The 17,890-nt window shown below is 65.8% G+C and carries 17 protein-coding genes; 6 read left to right on the top strand and 11 right to left on the bottom strand.

Going from position 1 to position 17,890, the window contains the following annotated elements:
* Position 1: 1 nt before the first annotated feature.
* The 6 genes from ACK59X_RS35925 to ACK59X_RS35900 all read left to right on the top strand — a co-directional run bounded on the left by ACK59X_RS35925 (position 2) and on the right by ACK59X_RS35900 (position 6,621).
* A complete protein-coding gene (locus tag ACK59X_RS35925; RefSeq protein WP_409964372.1) occupies positions 2–1,366 on the top strand; it encodes a UDP-glucose dehydrogenase family protein in 1,365 nt (454 codons plus the stop codon).
* The gene (locus ACK59X_RS35920; RefSeq protein WP_409964371.1) at positions 1,353–2,525 is read left to right on the top strand and encodes a DegT/DnrJ/EryC1/StrS family aminotransferase; all 1,173 of its coding nucleotides are present in this window, start codon (positions 1,353–1,355) and stop codon (positions 2,523–2,525) included. The genes ACK59X_RS35925 and ACK59X_RS35920 overlap by 14 nt, the downstream gene beginning before the upstream one ends.
* A complete protein-coding gene (locus tag ACK59X_RS35915) occupies positions 2,525–3,157 on the top strand; it encodes a sugar transferase (protein WP_409964370.1) in 633 nt (210 codons plus the stop codon). The genes ACK59X_RS35920 and ACK59X_RS35915 overlap by 1 nt, the downstream gene beginning before the upstream one ends.
* A gap of 137 nt (positions 3,158–3,294) precedes the next feature.
* Positions 3,295–4,839: a lysine--tRNA ligase gene (gene lysS / locus ACK59X_RS35910; RefSeq protein ID WP_409964369.1), complete on the top strand. Its 1,545-nt coding sequence runs from the start codon at positions 3,295–3,297 to the stop codon at positions 4,837–4,839.
* 47 nt (positions 4,840–4,886) lie between these two features.
* On the top strand, positions 4,887–5,924 hold the full coding sequence (locus ACK59X_RS35905) for a diguanylate cyclase domain-containing protein (RefSeq protein WP_409964368.1): 1,038 nt from the start codon (positions 4,887–4,889) through the stop codon (positions 5,922–5,924).
* 40 nt (positions 5,925–5,964) lie between these two features.
* Positions 5,965–6,621, top strand: a complete 657-nt coding sequence (locus ACK59X_RS35900) for a mechanosensitive ion channel family protein (protein WP_409964367.1) — start codon at positions 5,965–5,967, stop codon at positions 6,619–6,621.
* Between the two features lie 21 nt (positions 6,622–6,642).
* On the opposite strand, the gene nagZ is transcribed toward ACK59X_RS35900, so the two are convergent.
* The 11 genes from nagZ to ACK59X_RS35845 all read right to left on the bottom strand — a co-directional run bounded on the left by nagZ (position 6,643) and on the right by ACK59X_RS35845 (position 17,865).
* Complete coding sequence (gene nagZ, locus ACK59X_RS35895) at positions 6,643–7,749, bottom strand: beta-N-acetylhexosaminidase (RefSeq protein ID WP_409964366.1); 1,107 nt, start codon at positions 7,747–7,749, stop codon at positions 6,643–6,645.
* A gap of 63 nt (positions 7,750–7,812) precedes the next feature.
* The gene (acpS, locus tag ACK59X_RS35890) at positions 7,813–8,208 is read right to left on the bottom strand and encodes a holo-ACP synthase (protein ID WP_409964365.1); all 396 of its coding nucleotides are present in this window, start codon (positions 8,206–8,208) and stop codon (positions 7,813–7,815) included.
* Between the two features lie 12 nt (positions 8,209–8,220).
* Complete coding sequence (locus ACK59X_RS35885; RefSeq protein WP_409964364.1) at positions 8,221–8,970, bottom strand: pyridoxine 5'-phosphate synthase; 750 nt, start codon at positions 8,968–8,970, stop codon at positions 8,221–8,223.
* Between the two features lie 25 nt (positions 8,971–8,995).
* Positions 8,996–9,754, bottom strand: coding sequence for a DNA repair protein RecO (recO, locus tag ACK59X_RS35880; RefSeq protein ID WP_409964363.1), 759 nt, complete (start codon positions 9,752–9,754; stop codon positions 8,996–8,998).
* Between the two features lie 53 nt (positions 9,755–9,807).
* The gene (gene era / locus ACK59X_RS35875) at positions 9,808–10,821 is read right to left on the bottom strand and encodes a GTPase Era (RefSeq protein WP_409964362.1); all 1,014 of its coding nucleotides are present in this window, start codon (positions 10,819–10,821) and stop codon (positions 9,808–9,810) included.
* Positions 10,818–11,501, bottom strand: coding sequence for a ribonuclease III (rnc, locus tag ACK59X_RS35870; RefSeq protein WP_409964361.1), 684 nt, complete (start codon positions 11,499–11,501; stop codon positions 10,818–10,820). Before rnc ends, era begins: the two co-directional genes overlap by 4 nt.
* Positions 11,501–11,866, bottom strand: a complete 366-nt coding sequence (locus ACK59X_RS35865) for a DUF4845 domain-containing protein (RefSeq protein ID WP_409964360.1) — start codon at positions 11,864–11,866, stop codon at positions 11,501–11,503. The genes rnc and ACK59X_RS35865 overlap by 1 nt, the downstream gene beginning before the upstream one ends.
* 38 nt (positions 11,867–11,904) lie before the next feature.
* Entirely contained in the window at positions 11,905–12,879 is a 975-nt protein-coding gene (lepB, locus tag ACK59X_RS35860; RefSeq protein ID WP_409964359.1) for a signal peptidase I, read from the bottom strand.
* The gene (gene lepA, locus ACK59X_RS35855) at positions 12,879–14,687 is read right to left on the bottom strand and encodes a translation elongation factor 4 (RefSeq protein ID WP_409964358.1); all 1,809 of its coding nucleotides are present in this window, start codon (positions 14,685–14,687) and stop codon (positions 12,879–12,881) included. The genes lepB and lepA overlap by 1 nt, the downstream gene beginning before the upstream one ends.
* A gap of 512 nt (positions 14,688–15,199) precedes the next feature.
* Positions 15,200–16,666, bottom strand: coding sequence for a Do family serine endopeptidase (locus ACK59X_RS35850; protein WP_409964357.1), 1,467 nt, complete (start codon positions 16,664–16,666; stop codon positions 15,200–15,202).
* A gap of 113 nt (positions 16,667–16,779) precedes the next feature.
* Positions 16,780–17,865, bottom strand: a complete 1,086-nt coding sequence (locus tag ACK59X_RS35845; RefSeq protein WP_409964356.1) for a MucB/RseB C-terminal domain-containing protein — start codon at positions 17,863–17,865, stop codon at positions 16,780–16,782.
* Positions 17,866–17,890: the final 25 nt, after the last annotated feature.

Raw genomic sequence — 17,890 nt, 5'->3', positions numbered from 1 at the left:
CATGAAAATCACCGTCATCGGCACCGGCTATGTGGGCCTTGTCACCGGGGCCTGTCTCTCGGAGATGGGCAACCACGTGGTGTGCCTGGACCTGGATGCGCGCCGCATCGCCTCGCTGAACCAGGGGCACATGCCCATCCATGAGCCCGGCCTGCTCGACGTGGTGCTGCGCAATGCGCGCGCCGGCCGCCTGGAGTTCACCACCGACACCGACCATGCCGTGGCGCATGGCCTGCTGCAATTCATCTCCGTGGGCACGCCGCCGAGCGAAGATGGTTCGGCTGATCTGCAGCATGTGCTGGCGGCCGCGCGATCAATTGCCGAGCGCATGGCGGGCTACAAGCTCATCGTCAACAAGAGCACGGTACCCGTGGGCACGGCCGACCGTGTGCGCGATACGGTGGCCGGCGTGCTGGCGGAGCGCAGCCTGCCGGCAGACTTCGCCGTGGTGTCCAACCCCGAGTTCCTCAAGGAAGGCAGCGCGGTGCAGGACTTCATGCGGCCGGACCGCGTGATCGTGGGCAGCGACAACGAGCGTGCCACCGAGCTCATGCGCACCGTGTACGCACCTTTCATGCGCAACCGCGACCGGCTGGTGGTGATGGATGTGCGCAGCGCCGAGTTCACCAAGTACGCGGCCAATGCCATGCTGGCCACGCGCATCAGCTTCATGAACGAGCTGGCGCTGCTGGCCGAGAAGCTGGGCGCCGACATCGAGAACGTGCGAACGGGCATCGGCATGGACCCGCGCATCGGCACACATTTCCTGTACGCGGGCACGGGCTATGGCGGGTCGAGCTTTCCCACGGACGTGCGCGCGCTAATCAAGACCGCGCAGGACGCGGGGCAGGAGTTCCATATCCTGCCCGCCGTGCAGGCCGTGAACGAGCGCCAGAAGCAGGTGCTGACCGGCAAGATCACCGCGCGCTTCGGCCCCGACCTCACGGGCCGGCGCTTCGCCCTGTGGGGCCTGGCCTTCAAGCCCGGCACCGACGACATGCGCGAGGCGCCAAGCCTGGCCATCATCGACCGGCTGCTGGCCCTGGGCGCCGATGTGGTGGCCTACGACCCGCAGGCCATGGACCAGGCGCGCCTGGCGCTAGGCCCGCGCGCCGGCCTGTCCTTCGTGGAGCAGGCCGACGCGGCGCTGGTGGGGGCGGACGCGCTCGTCATCGCCACCGAGTGGAAGGAGTTCCGCAGCCCGGACTTTGCCCACCTGGCCGCCACGCTGCGCGAACGCGTGGTGTTCGATGGCCGCAATCTTTTCGATCCCGCCGAGCTGCACGCCGCAGGGCTGCAATACCACGCCATCGGCCGTGGCGCAGCCCCCTCCACCCCTTTGCCGCCTGACCATGCCGAACGCTGACACCGCCGCCCTGCCCTTTCTGCCCTTCGCGCGCCCCGACATCGGCGATGCCGAAGTGAGCGCCGTCGCCGAAGCCATGCGCTCGGGCTGGGTCACCACGGGACCCCAGACCAAGTCCTTCGAGCAAGCCTTCACCGACTACCTGGGCGGCGGCGTGGACAGCCTGGCCGTGAACTCGGCCACCGCCGGCCTGCACCTGGCCCTGGAAGCCCTGGGCATCGGCCCGGGCGACGAAGTGATCGCACCCACGCTGACCTTTACGGCCACGACCGAGGTGGTGCGCTACCTGGGCGCCGACCCGGTGCTGGTGGACGTGGACCCGGTGACGCTGAACATGGACCCGGCCCGGGTGCGCGCTGCGATCACGCCGCGCACCAAGGCCATCATGCCAGTGCACTACGGCGGTCTGGCCTGCGACATGGATGCCATCCTGGTCATTGCGAAGGAGCATGGCCTCAAGGTGGTGGAAGACGCCGCACACGCCCTGCCCACGACCTGGAAGGGCACGCTGGTGGGGCAGTTGGCGTCCGACGTGACGGTGTTCAGCTTCTATGCCAACAAGACCATCACCACGGGCGAAGGCGGCATGGCCGTGACGCGCGACCCGGAGCTGGCCAAGCGCATGCGCGTGATGCGCCTGCATGGCATGAACCGCGATGCCTTCGACCGCTTCACCTCGAAGACACCGGCCTGGTACTACGAGGTGGTGGCCCCGGGCTTCAAGTACAACATGACCGATGTGGCGGCCGCCATGGGCGTGCAGCAACTCGCGCGCCTGCCCGCCTTCGTGCAGCGGCGCCAGTACCTGGCGCAGCGCTACCACGCAGGCCTTAGGGACTTGCCGCTGGTGCTGCCGGCCGAAGCGCCTGCGGGCGACGTGCACGCCTGGCACTTGTACGTCATCCGCCTCGCAGAAGGCGCACGCCTGTCGCGCGATGCGCTGGTGCAGGGCCTGTCGGACAGGGGCATCGGCACCAGCGTGCACTATGTGCCGCTGCACCGCCACCCCTACTGGCGCGACCGTTATGCACTCACGCCCGAGATGTTCCCGCAAGCCGACGCGGCCTACCAGGCCATGGTGAGCATTCCCCTGTTCACGGCAATGAGCGATGCCGACCAGGACCGCGTGATCGCAGCCCTGCACCAGTTGCTCGGCTGATGCTCAAGCGCCTGCTGGACATCGTGGTTGCGGGCAGCGCCCTGCTGGTGCTGGGCCCGGCGCTGCTGGCCATTGCGCTGTGGGTGCGCTGCGATTCGGCTGGCGGCGCATTCTTCCGCCAGGAGCGGGTGGGCCGGCACGGGCGGCATTTCACGATCTACAAGTTCCGCACCATGCGCACCGGCGCGGACCGCTCGGGGCCGGCCATCACGGTGGGCGAGGATGCGCGCATCACGCGCGCGGGGCACTGGCTGCGCCACAGCAAGCTCGACGAGCTGCCGCAGCTGTTCAACGTTCTCGTGGGCGACATGAGCCTGGTGGGCCCGCGGCCCGAAGTACCGTACTACGTCGCGATGTACCCACCGGAGCTGCATGACCTGGTGCTGAGCGTGCGACCGGGCATCACGGACCTGGCCTCCATCGCCTTCCGCAACGAGAGCACGCTGCTCGCGCAGAGCGCCGACCCCGAGCGCACCTATGTGGAGGAGATCCTGCCCGCCAAACTGGACTATGCGGCCCGCTATGCGCAGAACCATGGACTCTGGCAGGACCTGGTGATCATCGCGCGCACGGTCGACGCCGTCCTGCGGCCGTCCCGGGCGCCCGGCAGAGGCGCCGGCCAGCCCCGCTGAAGCATTGACTACGCGGCTGCAGGGGCAAAAACCGTGCAGCGTGCGCCAAGCCGATAAAATGGCAGGTTCGCCACCGTGGACCGCCACGGCAGCCCCCATACCACGACGCACACGCGCGCACCGCATTGACCGCACCTATGTCTGAACAGAACACCCCTCCAGTGCCCCAGGACGACAACAAGCTCATGGCCGAACGCCGTGAGAAGCTCCGCGCCTTGCGCGAAGTTCAGGCCCAGGGCGGCGGCGTGGCCTTCCCCAACAACTTCAAGCCGGCCAACAAGGCGGCCGAGCTGCACGCCACTTTTGGCGCCGTGGACGCCGAGGCCCTGGAAGCCAGCCCCGCAACGGTGAGCGTGGCCGGCCGCATGATGCTCAAGCGCGTGATGGGCAAGGCCAGCTTCGCCACGGTGCAGGACGGCTCGCTGGGCGACACCGGCGGCCAGATCCAGCTGTACGTGACCCGCGATGCGCTGGGCGAGGAAGCCTACGCGGCTTTCAAGCACTGGGACCTGGGCGACATCGTGGGTGCCGAGGGCACGACCTTCAAGACCAAGACCGGCGAGCTTTCGATCAAGGTCACGCGCCTGCGCCTCTTGACCAAGAGCCTGCGCCCGCTGCCCGACAAGTTCCACGGCATGGCCGACCAAGAGCAGAAGTACCGCCAGCGCTATGTGGACCTGATCACCGACGAGCAGGCGCGCAAGCGCTTCATCGCGCGCAGCAAGGCCGTGAGCGGCCTGCGCGAGTTCATGGTGGAGCACGGCTTCCTCGAAGTCGAGACGCCCATGCTGCACCCGATCCCGGGCGGCGCCAATGCCAAGCCTTTTGTGACGCACCACAACGCGCTGGAGCAGGAGATGTACCTGCGCATCGCGCCGGAGCTGTACCTCAAGCGCCTGATCGTGGGCGGCTTCGAGCGCGTGTTCGAAATCAATCGCAGCTACCGCAATGAAGGTATCTCGGTGCGCCACAACCCCGAGTTCACCATGATGGAGTTCTATGCGGCGTACTGGAACTACCTGGATCTGATGGACTTCACCGAGACGCTGATCCGCGAGGTGGCGCTCAAGGCCACGGGCTCGCTGCAACTGAGCTACCAGGGCCGCGCCGTGGACCTGTCGCAGCCGTTCGCGCGCCTGACCATCCGCGAAGCGATCTTCCAGTACACCGAAGCCGGCGCCCATGTGGACGACGCCGCCTGGCTGACCAGCGCCTTGAAGAAGCTGGGCCTGAATGAAGAAAAGGACAAGCTGTCAACGCGCTCGCTGGCCAGCCTGCAGGTGCTGTACTTCGAGGAGACGGTGGAGGACAAGCTGTGGCTGCCCACCTTCATCATGGAGCACCCGACCGAGATCTCGCCGCTGGCGCGCGCCAACGACACCCGCCCCGAAGTGACCGAGCGCTTCGAGCTGTACATCACCGGGCGCGAGTTCGGCAACGGCTTCAGCGAGCTCAACGACGCCGAGGACCAGGCTGCGCGCTTCCATGCCCAGGTAGCGGCCAAGGACAGCGGTGACGACGAGGCCATGTTCTACGACCACGACTTCGTGCGCGCCCTGGAGTACGGCATGCCTCCCACGGGTGGCTGCGGTATCGGCATCGACCGCCTGATGATGCTATTGACCGATAGCCCCAGCATCCGCGACGTGATACTGTTCCCGGCACTGCGACGGGAATCCTGAGCGGCTGGCTGCTGCCCACCTCCTGAGCTTCGCACCAAGGAGTCACCGTGCCATTCACTCCCAGCAGCGCGCCCTACCCCGCCACGGCCAGCGGGTCCTCGTCCCGCAACCGCTTTTCAGTGCTGGTGGTAGAGGACCAGAATTCCGTGCGGGCGGCCCTCGTAGCCGAACTGCGCCAGGCTGGGATCGCGGAGATCTTCGAGGCCCCCGAGGGCACGGCGGCGCTGCACCTGTTCAAGGCGCAGCGTCCGGACCTGGTGCTGCTGGACATCAAGCTGCCCGGCAAGGACGGCTACTGGGTGGCGCAGCAGATGCGCGAGAGCGAAGCCGGCGACTGGACGCCCATCATCTTCCTGTCGGGTCTGGACAACGAGCTCGACGTGTGGCGCGGCATCGAGGTCGGGGGCGATGACTACCTGGTCAAGCCGGTCAGGCCCATCGTGCTGATGGCCAAGCTGCGCGCCATGCAGCGCCTCTTGGACATGCGCCGGCGGCTGGTGTCGGTGTCGGCCGAACTGCATGTGGCCAACCAGCGCCTCAATGAGATGGTGGAGGTGGACGCGCTCACGGGCCTGGTGAACCGCCGGGGCTTCGACCGCATGCTGCACAACGAGATCCTGTCGGCGCGGCGCGATGGCACACCGCTCACGCTGATGCTGTGCGACCTGGACCATTTCAAGCTGTTCAACGATGCCAGCGGCCATGTGCAGGGCGATGCCTGCCTCAAGGAAGTGGGCCGGCTGCTGCGCGAGGTGTGCGTGCGGCCGCGCGACGTGGCGTCGCGCTATGGCGGCGAGGAATTCGCGCTCATCCTGCCCAACACCCCGCGCTCCGGCGCCATGACCTTTGCGCGCGCCCTGGGCCAATTGCTCAAGGTGCGCGGCATTGCACACCCGGATTCGCCCCTGGGCGACGCGCTTACGCTCTCGGGCGGCATCACCACCTGCGTGCCCGACGACAGCACCAATGCCGAAAGCATGATCATGCGTGCCGACCAGGCCCTGTACGCCGCCAAGGCCCAGGGCCGCAACCGCTTCTTCAGCTTCGAGATGCAAATGGACACGGTGGAGCAGTTGCGCGGCTGATGGCGATTCTTTCTGTTCTGGAGCCTTGCGCTCTTCTCCCATGGCCACCACTGGTCTGCATGCTTTGAAGACATATCTGCCCACCTGGGTGCAGGACTGGCTGGAGGTGATCGTGCCCGGCCTGCAGATCCTGCTGATCATTTTCGTCGCCTGGATGCTGCAGCGCTTGCTGCGCCGCCTGGTCGCCCGTGCCGCCGCCCACTACCAACTGCCGGACGAGCTGCTGGTGCCCATCAAGGGCTTGATACGCTGGATCCTCGTGGCCAGCGCCTTCCTGCTGGTGCTGGAGCGCATGGGGGTGTCGGCCACGGTGCTGTGGACGGCGCTGACGGGCTTTGCCACGGTGGGCGCGGTGGCCTTCTTCGCGGCCTGGAGCGTGCTGTCCAACCTGTTTTGCGCACTGCTGATCTTCACGGTGCGGCCGTTTCGCGTGGGCGACTACATCGAGGTGCTGGACACGGCCGAGAAGCCCGGCGCCAAGGGCCGGGTGGTGGACATCAACCTGCTGTACACCACCCTGGAGGACCACCACCATGCGGGACCCGAAGGCACCTGGCTGCAAATACCCAATGCACTGATCTTTCAGCGCGTGGTGCGGCGCTGGCGGGGGCCGCCCCCCGCAGAGGCTGCGGCGCCTGCTCCGCCCGCAGTTGCCGCGGCGGTGCAGGAATCGCCCCTCACCACTACCGCTCCCTGACGGGGCGGCAGCGCCGAGCCATCAGGGCAGCAGATCGAGCGCCTGCAGGTAGGCTGGCTGGTACATGAGATCGTCCCAGGCCTGGGGGATGGTCTCAGGCAGCAGTGCAATTCGGCGTGACTCGCTGTCCGCACTGGGCTGCCAGCGGCCCTGGGCCAGGGCATCGGCCAGGCCATCGAGCAATTCGTCCACCGCCTTGCCATCACCCACGCTCTGGTTGCACAGCAGCACCAGGTCACAACCGGCCTCCAAGGCTGCCAGCGCCCCCTTGGTGTAACTGACCAGTTGGCCGTCGAGCCGGCGTGCGCCTTCCATGCTCAGGTCGTCGCTGAAGATGGCGCCATCGAAGCGCATCTCGCGGCGCAGGATGTCCTGCAGCCAGCGCCTTGAAAATCCTGCCGGGCGGCTGTCCACCTTGGGGTAGATCACATGGGCCGGCATGACGCTGGTGAGCGTGCTGCTGAGCCAGGGGTACGGGGCAGCGTCGTCGGCCAGGAGGGCCTTGAGGCTGCGCGTGACAACCGGGACGTCGGTGTGCGAATCGGCCTTGACGAAACCATGGCCGGGAAAATGCTTGCCGCAGTTGGCCATGCCGGCCTGGAGCAGGCCGTGCATGAGGCCCTTGGCCAGCAGCGCCACGACGCGCGGGTCGCGGTGGAAGGCCCGGTCGCCGATCACGCCACTGCGCGAAGTGGCCACGTCCTGCCAGTCGAGGTCGAGCACCGGGGTGAACGAGAAATCCACGCCGCAGGCGCGCAGTTCGGCGCCCAGCACATAGCCCGCGGCTGTAGCCGCATTGGTGGCGCGCAGGGCACCGCTGCCGGGCATGGCCTTGGCGCCCTTGCCATCGTCCATCCACATCGCGCCCAAGGCGCGCATGGGCGGCAGGTGGGTGAAGCCATCGGTGCGAAAGCGCTGCACGCGACCACCTTCGTGGTCCACGCAGATCAGGAGGTCGTCGCGCACGGCCTTGATGGCGCTGGTCAGGCCCAGCAGCTGGGCCCGGTTTTCCCAGTTGCGGGCGAACAGAATGACGCCGCCGGTGAGCGGGTGGGCCAGGCGGCGGCGGTCATCGGCACTCAGGGAGGTGCCGGCCACATCGAGGATGACGGGTGCGTGTTCGGTCATGGGCGTGGGGAAATCAGAAAGAAGATGGGTTGCAGACGCGCAGGGTACGCATGCGCGCACAGATCAAGGCGTTTTTTCGACCACGCAGAAGCTGGCGGCATAGTCCGTCTCGTCGGTCACGCTCAGGTGGGCCTGCAGGCCGCGCTCCTCGAACCACACCTTGAGCGCGCCATGCAGCACGATCACGGGCTGGCCCGAGGCGAGCTTGGCGACTTCGCAGTGGCGCCAGGTCATGGGCATGCGCATTCCCAGGCCGATGGCCTTGCTGAAGGCCTCCTTGGCGGAAAAGCGGGTGGCCAAGTAGCGCAGGCCGCGGTCGGGCCAGCGGGCGGTGCGGGCGCGCCAGGTGGCGAGCTCGCCCTCGGACAGCACCTTCTCGGCAAACCGGTCGCCGTGGCGCTCCAGGCTGGCCTTGATGCGGCGCACGTCGCAGATGTCGGTGCCGATACCGTAGATCATGGCGTGCAGCGCTCAGGCAGCAGCATCGATGCAGGCGTTGTACGCCTGCACGGTGGCGGCGTAGCCCAGCTCCAGCGCATCGGCGATCAGGGCATGGCCGATGGAGACCTCGAGCACGCCGGGCACACCGCGCACGAAGGCCCCGAGGTTGTCGCGGTTGAGGTCATGGCCGGCATTGACGCCCAGCCCGGCATCCAGGGCATACTGGGCGGCGGCGCGGTAGCGCTCCAGCTGCACGGGCTGGTCTGGAGTGCCCCAGGCGGCGGCATAGGGCTCGGTATAGAGCTCGATGCGGTCGGCGCCCACGGCCTTGGCAGCGGCCATGGCCTCGGGTGTCGGGTCCATGAACAGGCTGACTCGCACACCCAGGGCCTTGCATTCGGCAATCAAAGGGGCCAGGCGCTCGGCGTCCTGCGGAAAGCTCCAGCCGTGGTCGCTGGTGAACTGGTCTTCGCTGTCGGGCACGAAGGTCGCCTGGTGCGGGCGCACCTGGCGGATGAAGTCCATGAGGTTCTGCGACGGGTTGCCCTCGATGTTGAATTCGCGGTCGGGCCAGGCCTTCATGAGCTCGGCCAGCTCGTAGACGTCATGGCTGCGGATGTGGCGTTCGTCCGGGCGGGGGTGCACGGTGATGCCCCGGGCACCCGCTTCAAGGCACAGCTGCGCGGCACGCGTGACGCTGGGAATGCCCAGGTGGCGCGTGTTGCGCACCAGGGCGACCTTGTTGACGTTGACGGACAGGGCGGTGCGGTGTTGTGCCATGGAGGAGGTGGAGATCAAAGGGAGATCAGAGGGCCTGCAGATCCATCATGAGCTGGCGGGTGCGCAGCACGGGACTGCCGCAATGGTATTGCAAGAGCGCCCTGAGCTGGGGCTTGAGCTCGGCGGCCACGGGCGCGCAGGCGCGCAGGGTGGCGGTGTAGCCGGTGTCGAGCGCGGCCTGTAAGCCCGCCCACTGGCTTGCAGGCAAGGCAACGCGATCGCCCGCCGAGGCCCTGCGCAGCCCGCCTTCGGCCACCAGGGTGTAGCGCATGGCGGCCTGCAGGGGCTCGAAGGTCATGGTCTCGGCGTCCAGGCTGGGCAAGAGGCCGATCTCGCGCAGCAGCAGCAGCTCGAAGCTGCGCAGCACCGGTTCGAGCGCATCGCCAGGCTCGCTGGCCAGCACGCGCACCACACCAGCATAGGCGTCAAAGAGCGCGGCATGCGCATCGGCCCGCGCCAGCAGGCGCAGCAGCAGTTCGTTGAGGTACATGCCCGACAGCAGGGCATCGCCCGTGGGCATGACATGCCCGCCCACCCACTCGGCGCCCTTGAGGGTGTGGATGTCGGCCGAGCCATCGCCCGAGAGCGTGTAGGTGAGCAAGAGCGGCTGCAGGGGCAGCAGCACCGGGCGGAAGTTGGAGGTCGGCTTCTTGGCACCCTTGGCGACCAGGGCCACGCGGCCCTGGCGGCGGCAGAACACCTCCAGGATCAGGCTCGACTCGCTCCAGTCGTAGCTGTGCAGCACGAAGGCGGGTTCATCGGAAACGCGCTTGGCAACGGCCACGGGCGGCTTTCGTCAGGCCGCAGGCGCACCGAGAACCGGGGCGGCGGCCATCCTCACTCGTAGCCGAACGAGCGCACGCGCGCCTCGTCGTCGGCCCAGCCCGAGCGCACCTTGACCCAGAGTTCCAGGAAGACCTTGGCGTCCATGAGCTTCTCGAGCTCCTGGCGCGCCTCGGTGCCGATGCGCTTCAAGCGCTCGCCCTTGTCGCCGATGACCATCATCTTGTGGTTGTCGCGCTCGACCACGATGGTGGCGGCGATCTTGACCAGGCGTTTGTGCTGCTTGCTGGCTTCTTCGTCGAACTTGTCGATGACCACCGTGGAGGTGTAAGGCAGTTCGTCGCCCGTGAAGCGGAACAGCTTTTCGCGCACGGTCTCGCCGGCCAGGAATTTCTCGCTGCGGTCGGTGAGTTCATCCTCGCCGTACCACCAGCCCTGCTCGGGCAGGTACTTGGCACAGATGCCGAACAGCCTGTCGATGTCGCCCTTGTTCTTGGCCGACATGGGCACGAACTCGGCAAACGGGTGGCGCTCCTGCATGCTCTTGAGCCCGGGGGCCAGTTCGGCGCGGCGGTTGACCATGTCGAGCTTGTTGGCCACCAGCAGCGTGGGAATGCCGGGCTTGAACAGGGACAGCACCTTGGCGTCTGCCAGGGTGAAGTTGCCGGCTTCGACGACAAAGAGGATCAGGTCCACGTCGCCGATGGCGCCCATGACGGTCTTGTTGAGCGACTTGTTGAGCGCCGTGGCATGGCGGGTCTGGAAACCCGGGGTATCGACGAAGACGAACTGGGTCTGCTCGCGCGTGCGGATACCGGTGATGCGATGGCGCGTGGTCTGCGCCTTGCGCGAGGTGATGCTGATCTTCTGGCCCACCAGGGCATTGAGCAACGTGGACTTGCCCACATTGGGCTTGCCGACGATGGCGATCACACCACAGCGCTGGCCCTCGACCGCGGCCGGCACGCGCGCCCCGGCCAGCATCGCCTCCAGGTCGGCAGGCGACTGGGCGCCCGTTGGCGGCTGGCTGGTATCGCCGGCCGGTTCGTTGGTGGCGTCGTCGTTCATAGGTTCTTTGCTTTCAGTGTAGCCAGCATGGCGGCCGCAGCGGCCTGCTCGCCGGCACGGCGGGAACCGCCGATGCCACGCTCGGTCAGGCCCAGTTCGGGAATATCGCACTCGACGTCAAAGGTCTGGCGGTGCGCCGCCCCCACGGTGGCCACGACGGCATACAGCGGAAGCTTCATTTTGCGGCCCTGGAGCCACTCCTGCAACGCGGTCTTGGCGTCCTTGGAGGCGGCCTGCATCTGCGGGTTGATCTCCACTCCCTGGAACAGGCGGTGCACCAGGGCCTCGGCCTTCCCATACCCGGCATCGAGGTACACCGCACCGATCAGCGCCTCCAGTGCATCGGCGAGGATCGAGGGTCGCTGGTGGCCGCCGGATTTGGACTCGCCTTCACCCAGGCGCAGCACCTCGGACACGCGCAGGCGCAGCGCCAGCTGGTGCAGCGTGTCCTGCTTGACCAGGTTGGCCCGCACGCGCGAGAGGTCGCCTTCGGGCAAGGAGCCCAGGCGCTGGTACAGCAGGCTGGCCACTGCCAGGTTCAGGACGGAGTCCCCGAGAAACTCCAGCCGCTCATTGTGGTCGGCCGAAAAGCTGCGGTGCGTGACGGCGCGTTGCAGCAGAGAAGCATCGGAAAAAGGGTGCTGCAGGCGATCCTGCAGCGCTTGGAGACTCGGAGGCACTACTTGGTCTGTCCCTCAAGGCGGTAGACAAGATAGGCCGGACCCGCCAGTGCGATCTCGCGCGAATACTTGAAACTCACGATGTTCTTGTCGCCGCGCTTGGTGATTTCCAGGTCCTTGCCCTTGATGGAACTGATGTCGTCGATGGCGCCGGCACGGTCAAACGCCCCCCGGATGCCTGCAACCGTCGTCTCTTCCCTGGCAGCCTTCGCGGCGGCCTTGTTGATCGCCTGGTACTCGATGAAGATGGGTACGGACTGGCCGCCGATGGCGAACGCGGCCACGCAGATCAACCCGATGAAAATCACGCCGATGAAGGACAGGCCACGCTGGCGCGAGCGGCTGGCGAAACGATGGGTGTGCATGCTCTCCCCTCTCAATGTTGATGGAAATGGGCTATCGGTCAATGAAAAGGTCCGATGCGCTTGAGATTACCGAAATTCATCCAGACAAAAAAGGCCTTGCCGACAATATTGGCGTCCGGCACAAAACCCCAGTAGCGGGAATCCAGCGAATTGTCGCGGTTGTCCCCCATCATGAAATAGTGGCCCTCGGGCACCTTGCAGACCACCCCTTCGACACTGTAGCGGCAGTTCTCGCGGTAGGCAAAATTGCTCGCACCCTGGATGAAAGCGGGGACCTCGGGATTGTTCAACAGCCGGTGGGGCTTGCCGTCCACCTGCTCCTCCAGCTGCTTGAAGTAGCGCATGGTGTCTTCCTCGAAGAAATCCGGGGCGTTGGTGGTGCGCACTGCCTGTCCATTGATCGTGAGGCGCTTGTTCAAATAGGCCACTTCGTCGCCCGGCACACCGATCACGCGCTTGATGTAGTCGAGGTTGGGCTGGGGCGGGTAGCGGAACACCATGACATCGCCGCGCACCGGCTTGTTGCCCTCGATGATCTTCGTGTTGATCACAGGCAGGCGCACGCCATAGGTGAATTTGTTGACCAGGATCAGGTCGCCCACCAGCAGCGTCGGAATCATCGAGCCCGAAGGAATCTTGAAGGGCTCGAACAGGAATGAGCGCAGCAGGAACACCGCCGCAATCACCGGAAACAGCCCTGCCGTCCAATCCAGCCACCAGGGCTGCATCAGCAGGCGCCCCTGGGCCTCCTGCACGTCCACATCCACCTTCTGGATGCCCATGCGGTCCAGTTCGGCCCGGCGCTGCACGGCCGCGTCTTCGATGGCCTGGGCCGCACGGCGCCGCCGGGGCAGAAAGTACAGGCGTTCCGCGAGCCAGTAGGCCCCCGTGACCACGGTGGCCAGGAACATCAGCAGCGCGAAATTGCCCTCGATGGCACCAAAGTACCAGGCACCGACATAGCCCAAGAACGCCGCCAGGACGGCAGCTGTCAAAATTTCCATGAACCGCATCAATCTTCCACCTGCAAAATGGCGAGGAAAGCCTCCTGCGGCACCTCGACCGAACCGATCTGCTTCATCCGCTTCTTGCCCGCCTTCTGCTTTTCCAGCAGCTTGCGCTTGCGCGTGATGTCACCGCCATAGCACTTGGCCAGCACGTTCTTGCGCAGCGCCTTGATGGTCTCGCGCGCGATGATGTTGGCACCGATGGCGGCCTGGATGGCCACGTCGTACATCTGGCGGCTGATGATCTCGCGCATCTTGCCGACCACGGCCCGGCCGCGGTACTGGGACTGCGAGCGGTGCACGATGATGGACAGCGCGTCGACCTTCTCACCATTGAGCAGGATGTCCACCTTGACCACGTCGGACGCACGGTACTCCTTGAACTCGTAGTCCATGGAGGCGTAGCCGCGCGAGACGGACTTGAGCTTGTCGAAGAAGTCGAGCACGATCTCGCCGAGCGGCATCTCGTAGGTCAGCATGACCTGGCGGCCATGGTAGGCCATGTTGATCTGCACGCCGCGCTTCTGATTGGCCAGCGTCATCACCGGGCCCACGTAGTCCTGGGGCATGTACAGGTGCACCGTGACGATGGGCTCGCGGATTTCCTCCAGCCGGCCCTGGTCGGGCATCTTCGACGGGTTTTCGACCATGAGGATCTCGCCGTCCGCCCGGACCACCTGGTAGACCACGCTCGGCGCGGTGGTGATCAGGTCCTGGTCGAACTCGCGCTCCAGCCGCTCCTGCACGATCTCCATGTGCAAAAGGCCCAGAAAGCCGCAGCGGAAGCCGAAGCCCAGCGCCTGGCTGACCTCGGGCTCATAGTGCAGCGAGGCATCGTTGAGCTTGAGCTTTTCCAGCGCGTCACGCAGCGAGTCGTACTCGCTGGCTTCCGTCGGATACAGGCCGGCGAACACCTGGGGCTGGATTTCCTTGAAGCCCGGCAGCGCTTCGTCGGCAGGGCCGGCATTGTTGGGCAGCTTCTTTTCGAGCGTGATGGTGTCGCCCACCTTGGCGGCCTGCAGCTCCTTGATGCCGGCGATGATGTAGCCCACCTGGCCTGCATCGAGCGAATTGCGCGGCTCGTTGGCGGGGGTGAAAACACCCAGGTTGTCCGCGTTGTACACAGCCCCCGTGGCCATCATCTTGATGCGCTCGCCCTTGAGAAGGCGGCCATCGACGACGCGCACCAGCATCACCACGCCGACGTAGCTGTCGAACCAGCTGTCGATGATCATCGCGCGCAGCGGACCATCGGCGTTGCCGCGCGGAGCGGGCACCTTGGCCACGATGGCTTCGAGGATCTCGTCGATGCCCATGCCGGTCTTGGCCGAGCAGGGAATGGCATCGGTCGCATCAATGCCGATCACGTCCTCGACCTCGGCCTTCGCGTTGTCCGGATCGGCGTTGGGCAGGTCCATCTTGTTGAGGACAGGCACCACTTCCACACCGAGGTCCAGCGCGGTGTAGCAGTTGGCAACGGTCTGCGCTTCCACACCCTGCGACGCGTCAACGACGAGCAGTGCGCCCTCGCACGCAGACAGCGAGCGGCTCACCTCGTAAGAGAAGTCCACATGGCCTGGCGTGTCGATCAGGTTGAGGTTGTAGACCTGCCCATCACGTGCCTTGTATTGCAGTGCTGCGGTCTGTGCCTTGATGGTTATCCCACGCTCTTTTTCGATGTCCATCGAGTCCAGAACCTGGGCCTCCATATCGCGGTCCGCAAGGCCACCGCATCGCTGGATCAGGCGGTCGGCCAGCGTCGACTTGCCATGGTCGATGTGCGCAATGATGGAGAAATTTCTGATGTGGTTCATCAACGGGAAGCGTCAAGTAATTGAATTAAAACGGCGCGCACAAGAAAAAAGGGCGCGTCGAGTGGCGACGCGCCCTGAACCAACAATCATTGGCAACTGCGATAGTTGGATCTTCATTGTAGGCAAAAAGCGTGTCGGGAGCAGCCCGGCACTGGCAGGAAAAGGGTCGTTGCCTGACTGCAACACGGATTTTATACACAGTTTATTCACAGATCCAGTCCACGCAGTCCTGAACAACTTGTGGGTGAGCTGTGGATCAGCTGTGCATGAAACCGGGGCATCCCGCATGGTGGAGCAGGAGCCGTTCAATATGCACATAACAATTGAACAGACCCCTGCATTCTATCGAAACTGGTTGATGCCCCACTTCAGAAGTTAGCGAGCGCCAACCTCTCAATTTTTTTTCAGCCCACGGTTCCTGCGCGGTTTTTCGGCAAAGCCCCAGTGCAGGCAGAGGGAATAGACGCTTGCCATCACCCCTTTGCCAACCTGGAGCATGCGAGCCCCGGCCCTCAGCGCAGAGGGCGGATCACCGCGTACTGGGCCCATTCGCCGCGGCGATAGAGCACGCTCAGGGGCTTGCTCTTGTCCGCCTTGGAGACCACCGCCTCGAAATCCTTGAGACCCGAAATCTCCGTGTTGGCAACCGACAGGATCACGTCGCCTTCGCGCAGGCCTGCGCGCGCAGCGGCGTCGGTGGCCGTCGCCACGGCCACACCGCCCTTGAGCTTGAGTTCCTTTTTCTGCGCCTCGGTGAGTTCGAGCACGGACAGGCCGAGCTGCTGGCCAATCGAGGAAGCCTTGGGCTTTTCTTCCCTTTCGACCGCCTTGGCTGCCGGCTTGTCGGGCTCGATCTCGGCAATGGTGATGGACAAGTCGCGCGCGCTGCCACGGCGGAATACCGTGATGGAGCTCTTGGTGCCGGGCTTGGTGTTGCCCACCAGGCGCGGCAGATCGGCCACTTTCTCGATGGGTTTGCCATCGAAGCGCGTGATGATGTCGCCTGCCTCGACGCCCGCCTTGTCGGCGGGCGAACCCGATTCCACTCCCGTCACCATCGCACCTTGCGCCTTGCCCAGGCCAATGGTTTCGGCCACATCCTTGCTGACATTGCCGATCTGCACGCCAATGCGGCCGCGCGTCACGCGGCCCGAGGTGCGCAGCGGCGCGCTCACGCGGATGGCGTCGTCCATGGGAATCGCGAACGAGAGGCCCATGAAGCCGCCCGAGCGCGAATAGATCTGGCTGTTGATGCCCACGACCTCGCCGCGCATGTTGATCAGCGGGCCGCCGGAATTGCCGGGGTTGATGGCCACATCGGTCTGGATGAAGGGCAGGTAATCACCCGTGTCGCGCGCCTTGGCGCTCACGATGCCGGCCGTGACGCTGTTTTCCAGGCCGAAGGGCGAGCCGATGGCCATCACCCACTCGCCGACCTTGAGGCGGCTCACGTCGCCCACCTTCACGGCCGGCAGGCCGGTGGCCTCGATCTTGACCACCGCCACGTCGGTGCGCTTGTCCGCACCCACGACCCGCGCCTTGAACTCGCGCTTGTCGGTCAGTGTGACGATGACCTCGTCGGCCCCATCGATCACGTGGGCGTTGGTCATCACGAAGCCATCGGTCGTGAGGATGAAGCCCGAACCCACGCCACGCGGCTGCGCCTCCTCGTCCTGCTGGGGGCGCTGTGGCCGCTGCGGGCGCGGCATGTTGGGAATCGGGACACCGAAGCGGCGGAAGAACTCCAGCATCTCCTCGTCCATGCCATTGGCCGAGCGATCCGATGCCTTTTCACGCGTGCGGATGTTCACGACCGATGGACCGACCTGGTCCACCAGATCGGTGAAATCGGGCAAGCCGCGCACCACCGCAGACTGCGCCATCGCCACCTGCGGCGGCAGAACAGCGACGCTGGCCACCGTTGCCACTATGCCCGACATGGCCAGGGCGCGCAGCGTACTCCAATCAAACTTGGACATCATCGACCTTTCATGAAATGTGGGGAACGTCAAAAATCTGTCAATGCATGTGAAAGGAGGATGGGCAATTGGTTCCCGAAACCCCCTTCATGCCGGCGCGCGAGGGCCTGGGTTCAGCGCGCTCGCTCCAGCGCCCCGACGAACAGGCGCAGCGTCTGCATCGGCACCTCGCCCACCGCGGTCACCCAGGCATCGGGCACCATGCGCTGGCCCAGCATCTGAGTGGCCCCGACACTGCCCAGCTGGCCCTGCGTGCCGTGGCGCTGCAGATCGAAGGGCTCCACGAACAGCGACACCGTGGCCAGGCCATCGGAGTACAGACACTGCAGTACCGCAGGCGCGCCAGCGGGCGCTGCCGCCGCCCTCTTGTGGCAACTCTGGGCCACGAAGCCCGCCACCGGCTGGCGCAGGCGCCACCCCTCCTCCTGCGCCGTGGTCTTGACCACAGCCGGCGCGATCACCTTGTAGCCCGAGACATCGTCCATCATGCGCGCAAGCTTGTCCATGGGGACGGAAGCGTGAAGATCGAGCTCGGAGAACGCCGCCTGCTCGAGCACCCTGCCGTCCGTGGCGAGGGTCTGCATCTTGACCACCAGACCCGACTCCCTTTCGCTCCAGATGCGGTAGCCAAAGCGCAGGGGATCGAGCGGCTTGAACCAGACCACGTCGGCATCCAGCCCCGCCACGCGCTCCTGGCCCAGCATCTGGGCTTCATAGTGTTTTGCCAGGGACGCGCCCTGCACCGAAGGCAATTGCGGGAACAGGCCCCGGGCATCCCCGCGCTCGGTGCGCACGGTGCGCTCCTCCGGCAGGAAAGTGCGCACCTCGTCATTGCGCCGAAAGACCTTGCGCGGCTTGCCGCTCAGTCCGTCCACGCGCTCGAGCTGCTGCTTGCCATCGCAGGCATTCCAGATGCGCGAGCTGAACATGGCCCCCGAAGAGGACAGCACCACGAAGGTGCCGACGTAGGAACGGTTGCGTGGCGCCTGGTGCATGCGCTCGATCCACTGGCCGATGTCCCGGGCCGGGGTCACCACCGACATCGGCGGCAAGGCCGATCCTGGCGGCGGCTGCACGGAAGACTGGGCATGCACGCCCGCCACCAACCCCAGGCCGGCATACACCCACACGGCCGCGTTGGCGAACACCTTGCGCCAACGCAGTGTTCCAGCGGGACCCACGGCGGAGAAATCAGGCATCAATCCCTTCCCGAGGCAGCACGCA

Origin of the sequence: Acidovorax sp. (assembly GCF_046339755.1) — a bacterium.
Lineage (GTDB): Bacteria > Pseudomonadota > Gammaproteobacteria > Burkholderiales > Burkholderiaceae_C > Acidovorax.
Note: the sequence above shows the minus strand (reverse complement) of the source record. Positions and strands in the feature narration are given on the sequence as shown.

Excerpts from the sequence above, each read along its gene's own strand:
- ACK59X_RS35925 (WP_409964372.1), top strand. The coding sequence starts at position 2 with ATGAAAATCACCGTCATCGGCACCGGCTATGTGGGCCTTGTCACCGGG.
- ACK59X_RS35920 (WP_409964371.1), top strand. The coding sequence starts at position 1,353 with ATGCCGAACGCTGACACCGCCGCCCTGCCCTTTCTGCCCTTCGCGCGC.
- ACK59X_RS35915 (WP_409964370.1), top strand. The coding sequence starts at position 2,525 with ATGCTCAAGCGCCTGCTGGACATCGTGGTTGCGGGCAGCGCCCTGCTG.
- lysS (WP_409964369.1), top strand. The coding sequence starts at position 3,295 with ATGTCTGAACAGAACACCCCTCCAGTGCCCCAGGACGACAACAAGCTC.
- ACK59X_RS35900 (WP_409964367.1), top strand. The coding sequence starts at position 5,965 with ATGGCCACCACTGGTCTGCATGCTTTGAAGACATATCTGCCCACCTGG.
- nagZ (WP_409964366.1), bottom strand. The coding sequence starts at position 7,749 with ATGACCGAACACGCACCCGTCATCCTCGATGTGGCCGGCACCTCCCTG.
- acpS (WP_409964365.1), bottom strand. The coding sequence starts at position 8,208 with ATGATCTACGGTATCGGCACCGACATCTGCGACGTGCGCCGCATCAAG.
- ACK59X_RS35885 (WP_409964364.1), bottom strand. The coding sequence starts at position 8,970 with ATGGCACAACACCGCACCGCCCTGTCCGTCAACGTCAACAAGGTCGCC.
- era (WP_409964362.1), bottom strand. The coding sequence starts at position 10,821 with ATGAACGACGACGCCACCAACGAACCGGCCGGCGATACCAGCCAGCCG.
- ACK59X_RS35865 (WP_409964360.1), bottom strand. The coding sequence starts at position 11,866 with ATGCACACCCATCGTTTCGCCAGCCGCTCGCGCCAGCGTGGCCTGTCC.
- lepB (WP_409964359.1), bottom strand. The coding sequence starts at position 12,879 with ATGCGGTTCATGGAAATTTTGACAGCTGCCGTCCTGGCGGCGTTCTTG.
- lepA (WP_409964358.1), bottom strand. The coding sequence starts at position 14,687 with ATGAACCACATCAGAAATTTCTCCATCATTGCGCACATCGACCATGGC.
- ACK59X_RS35850 (WP_409964357.1), bottom strand. The coding sequence starts at position 16,666 with ATGTCCAAGTTTGATTGGAGTACGCTGCGCGCCCTGGCCATGTCGGGC.
- ACK59X_RS35845 (WP_409964356.1), bottom strand. The coding sequence starts at position 17,865 with ATGCCTGATTTCTCCGCCGTGGGTCCCGCTGGAACACTGCGTTGGCGC.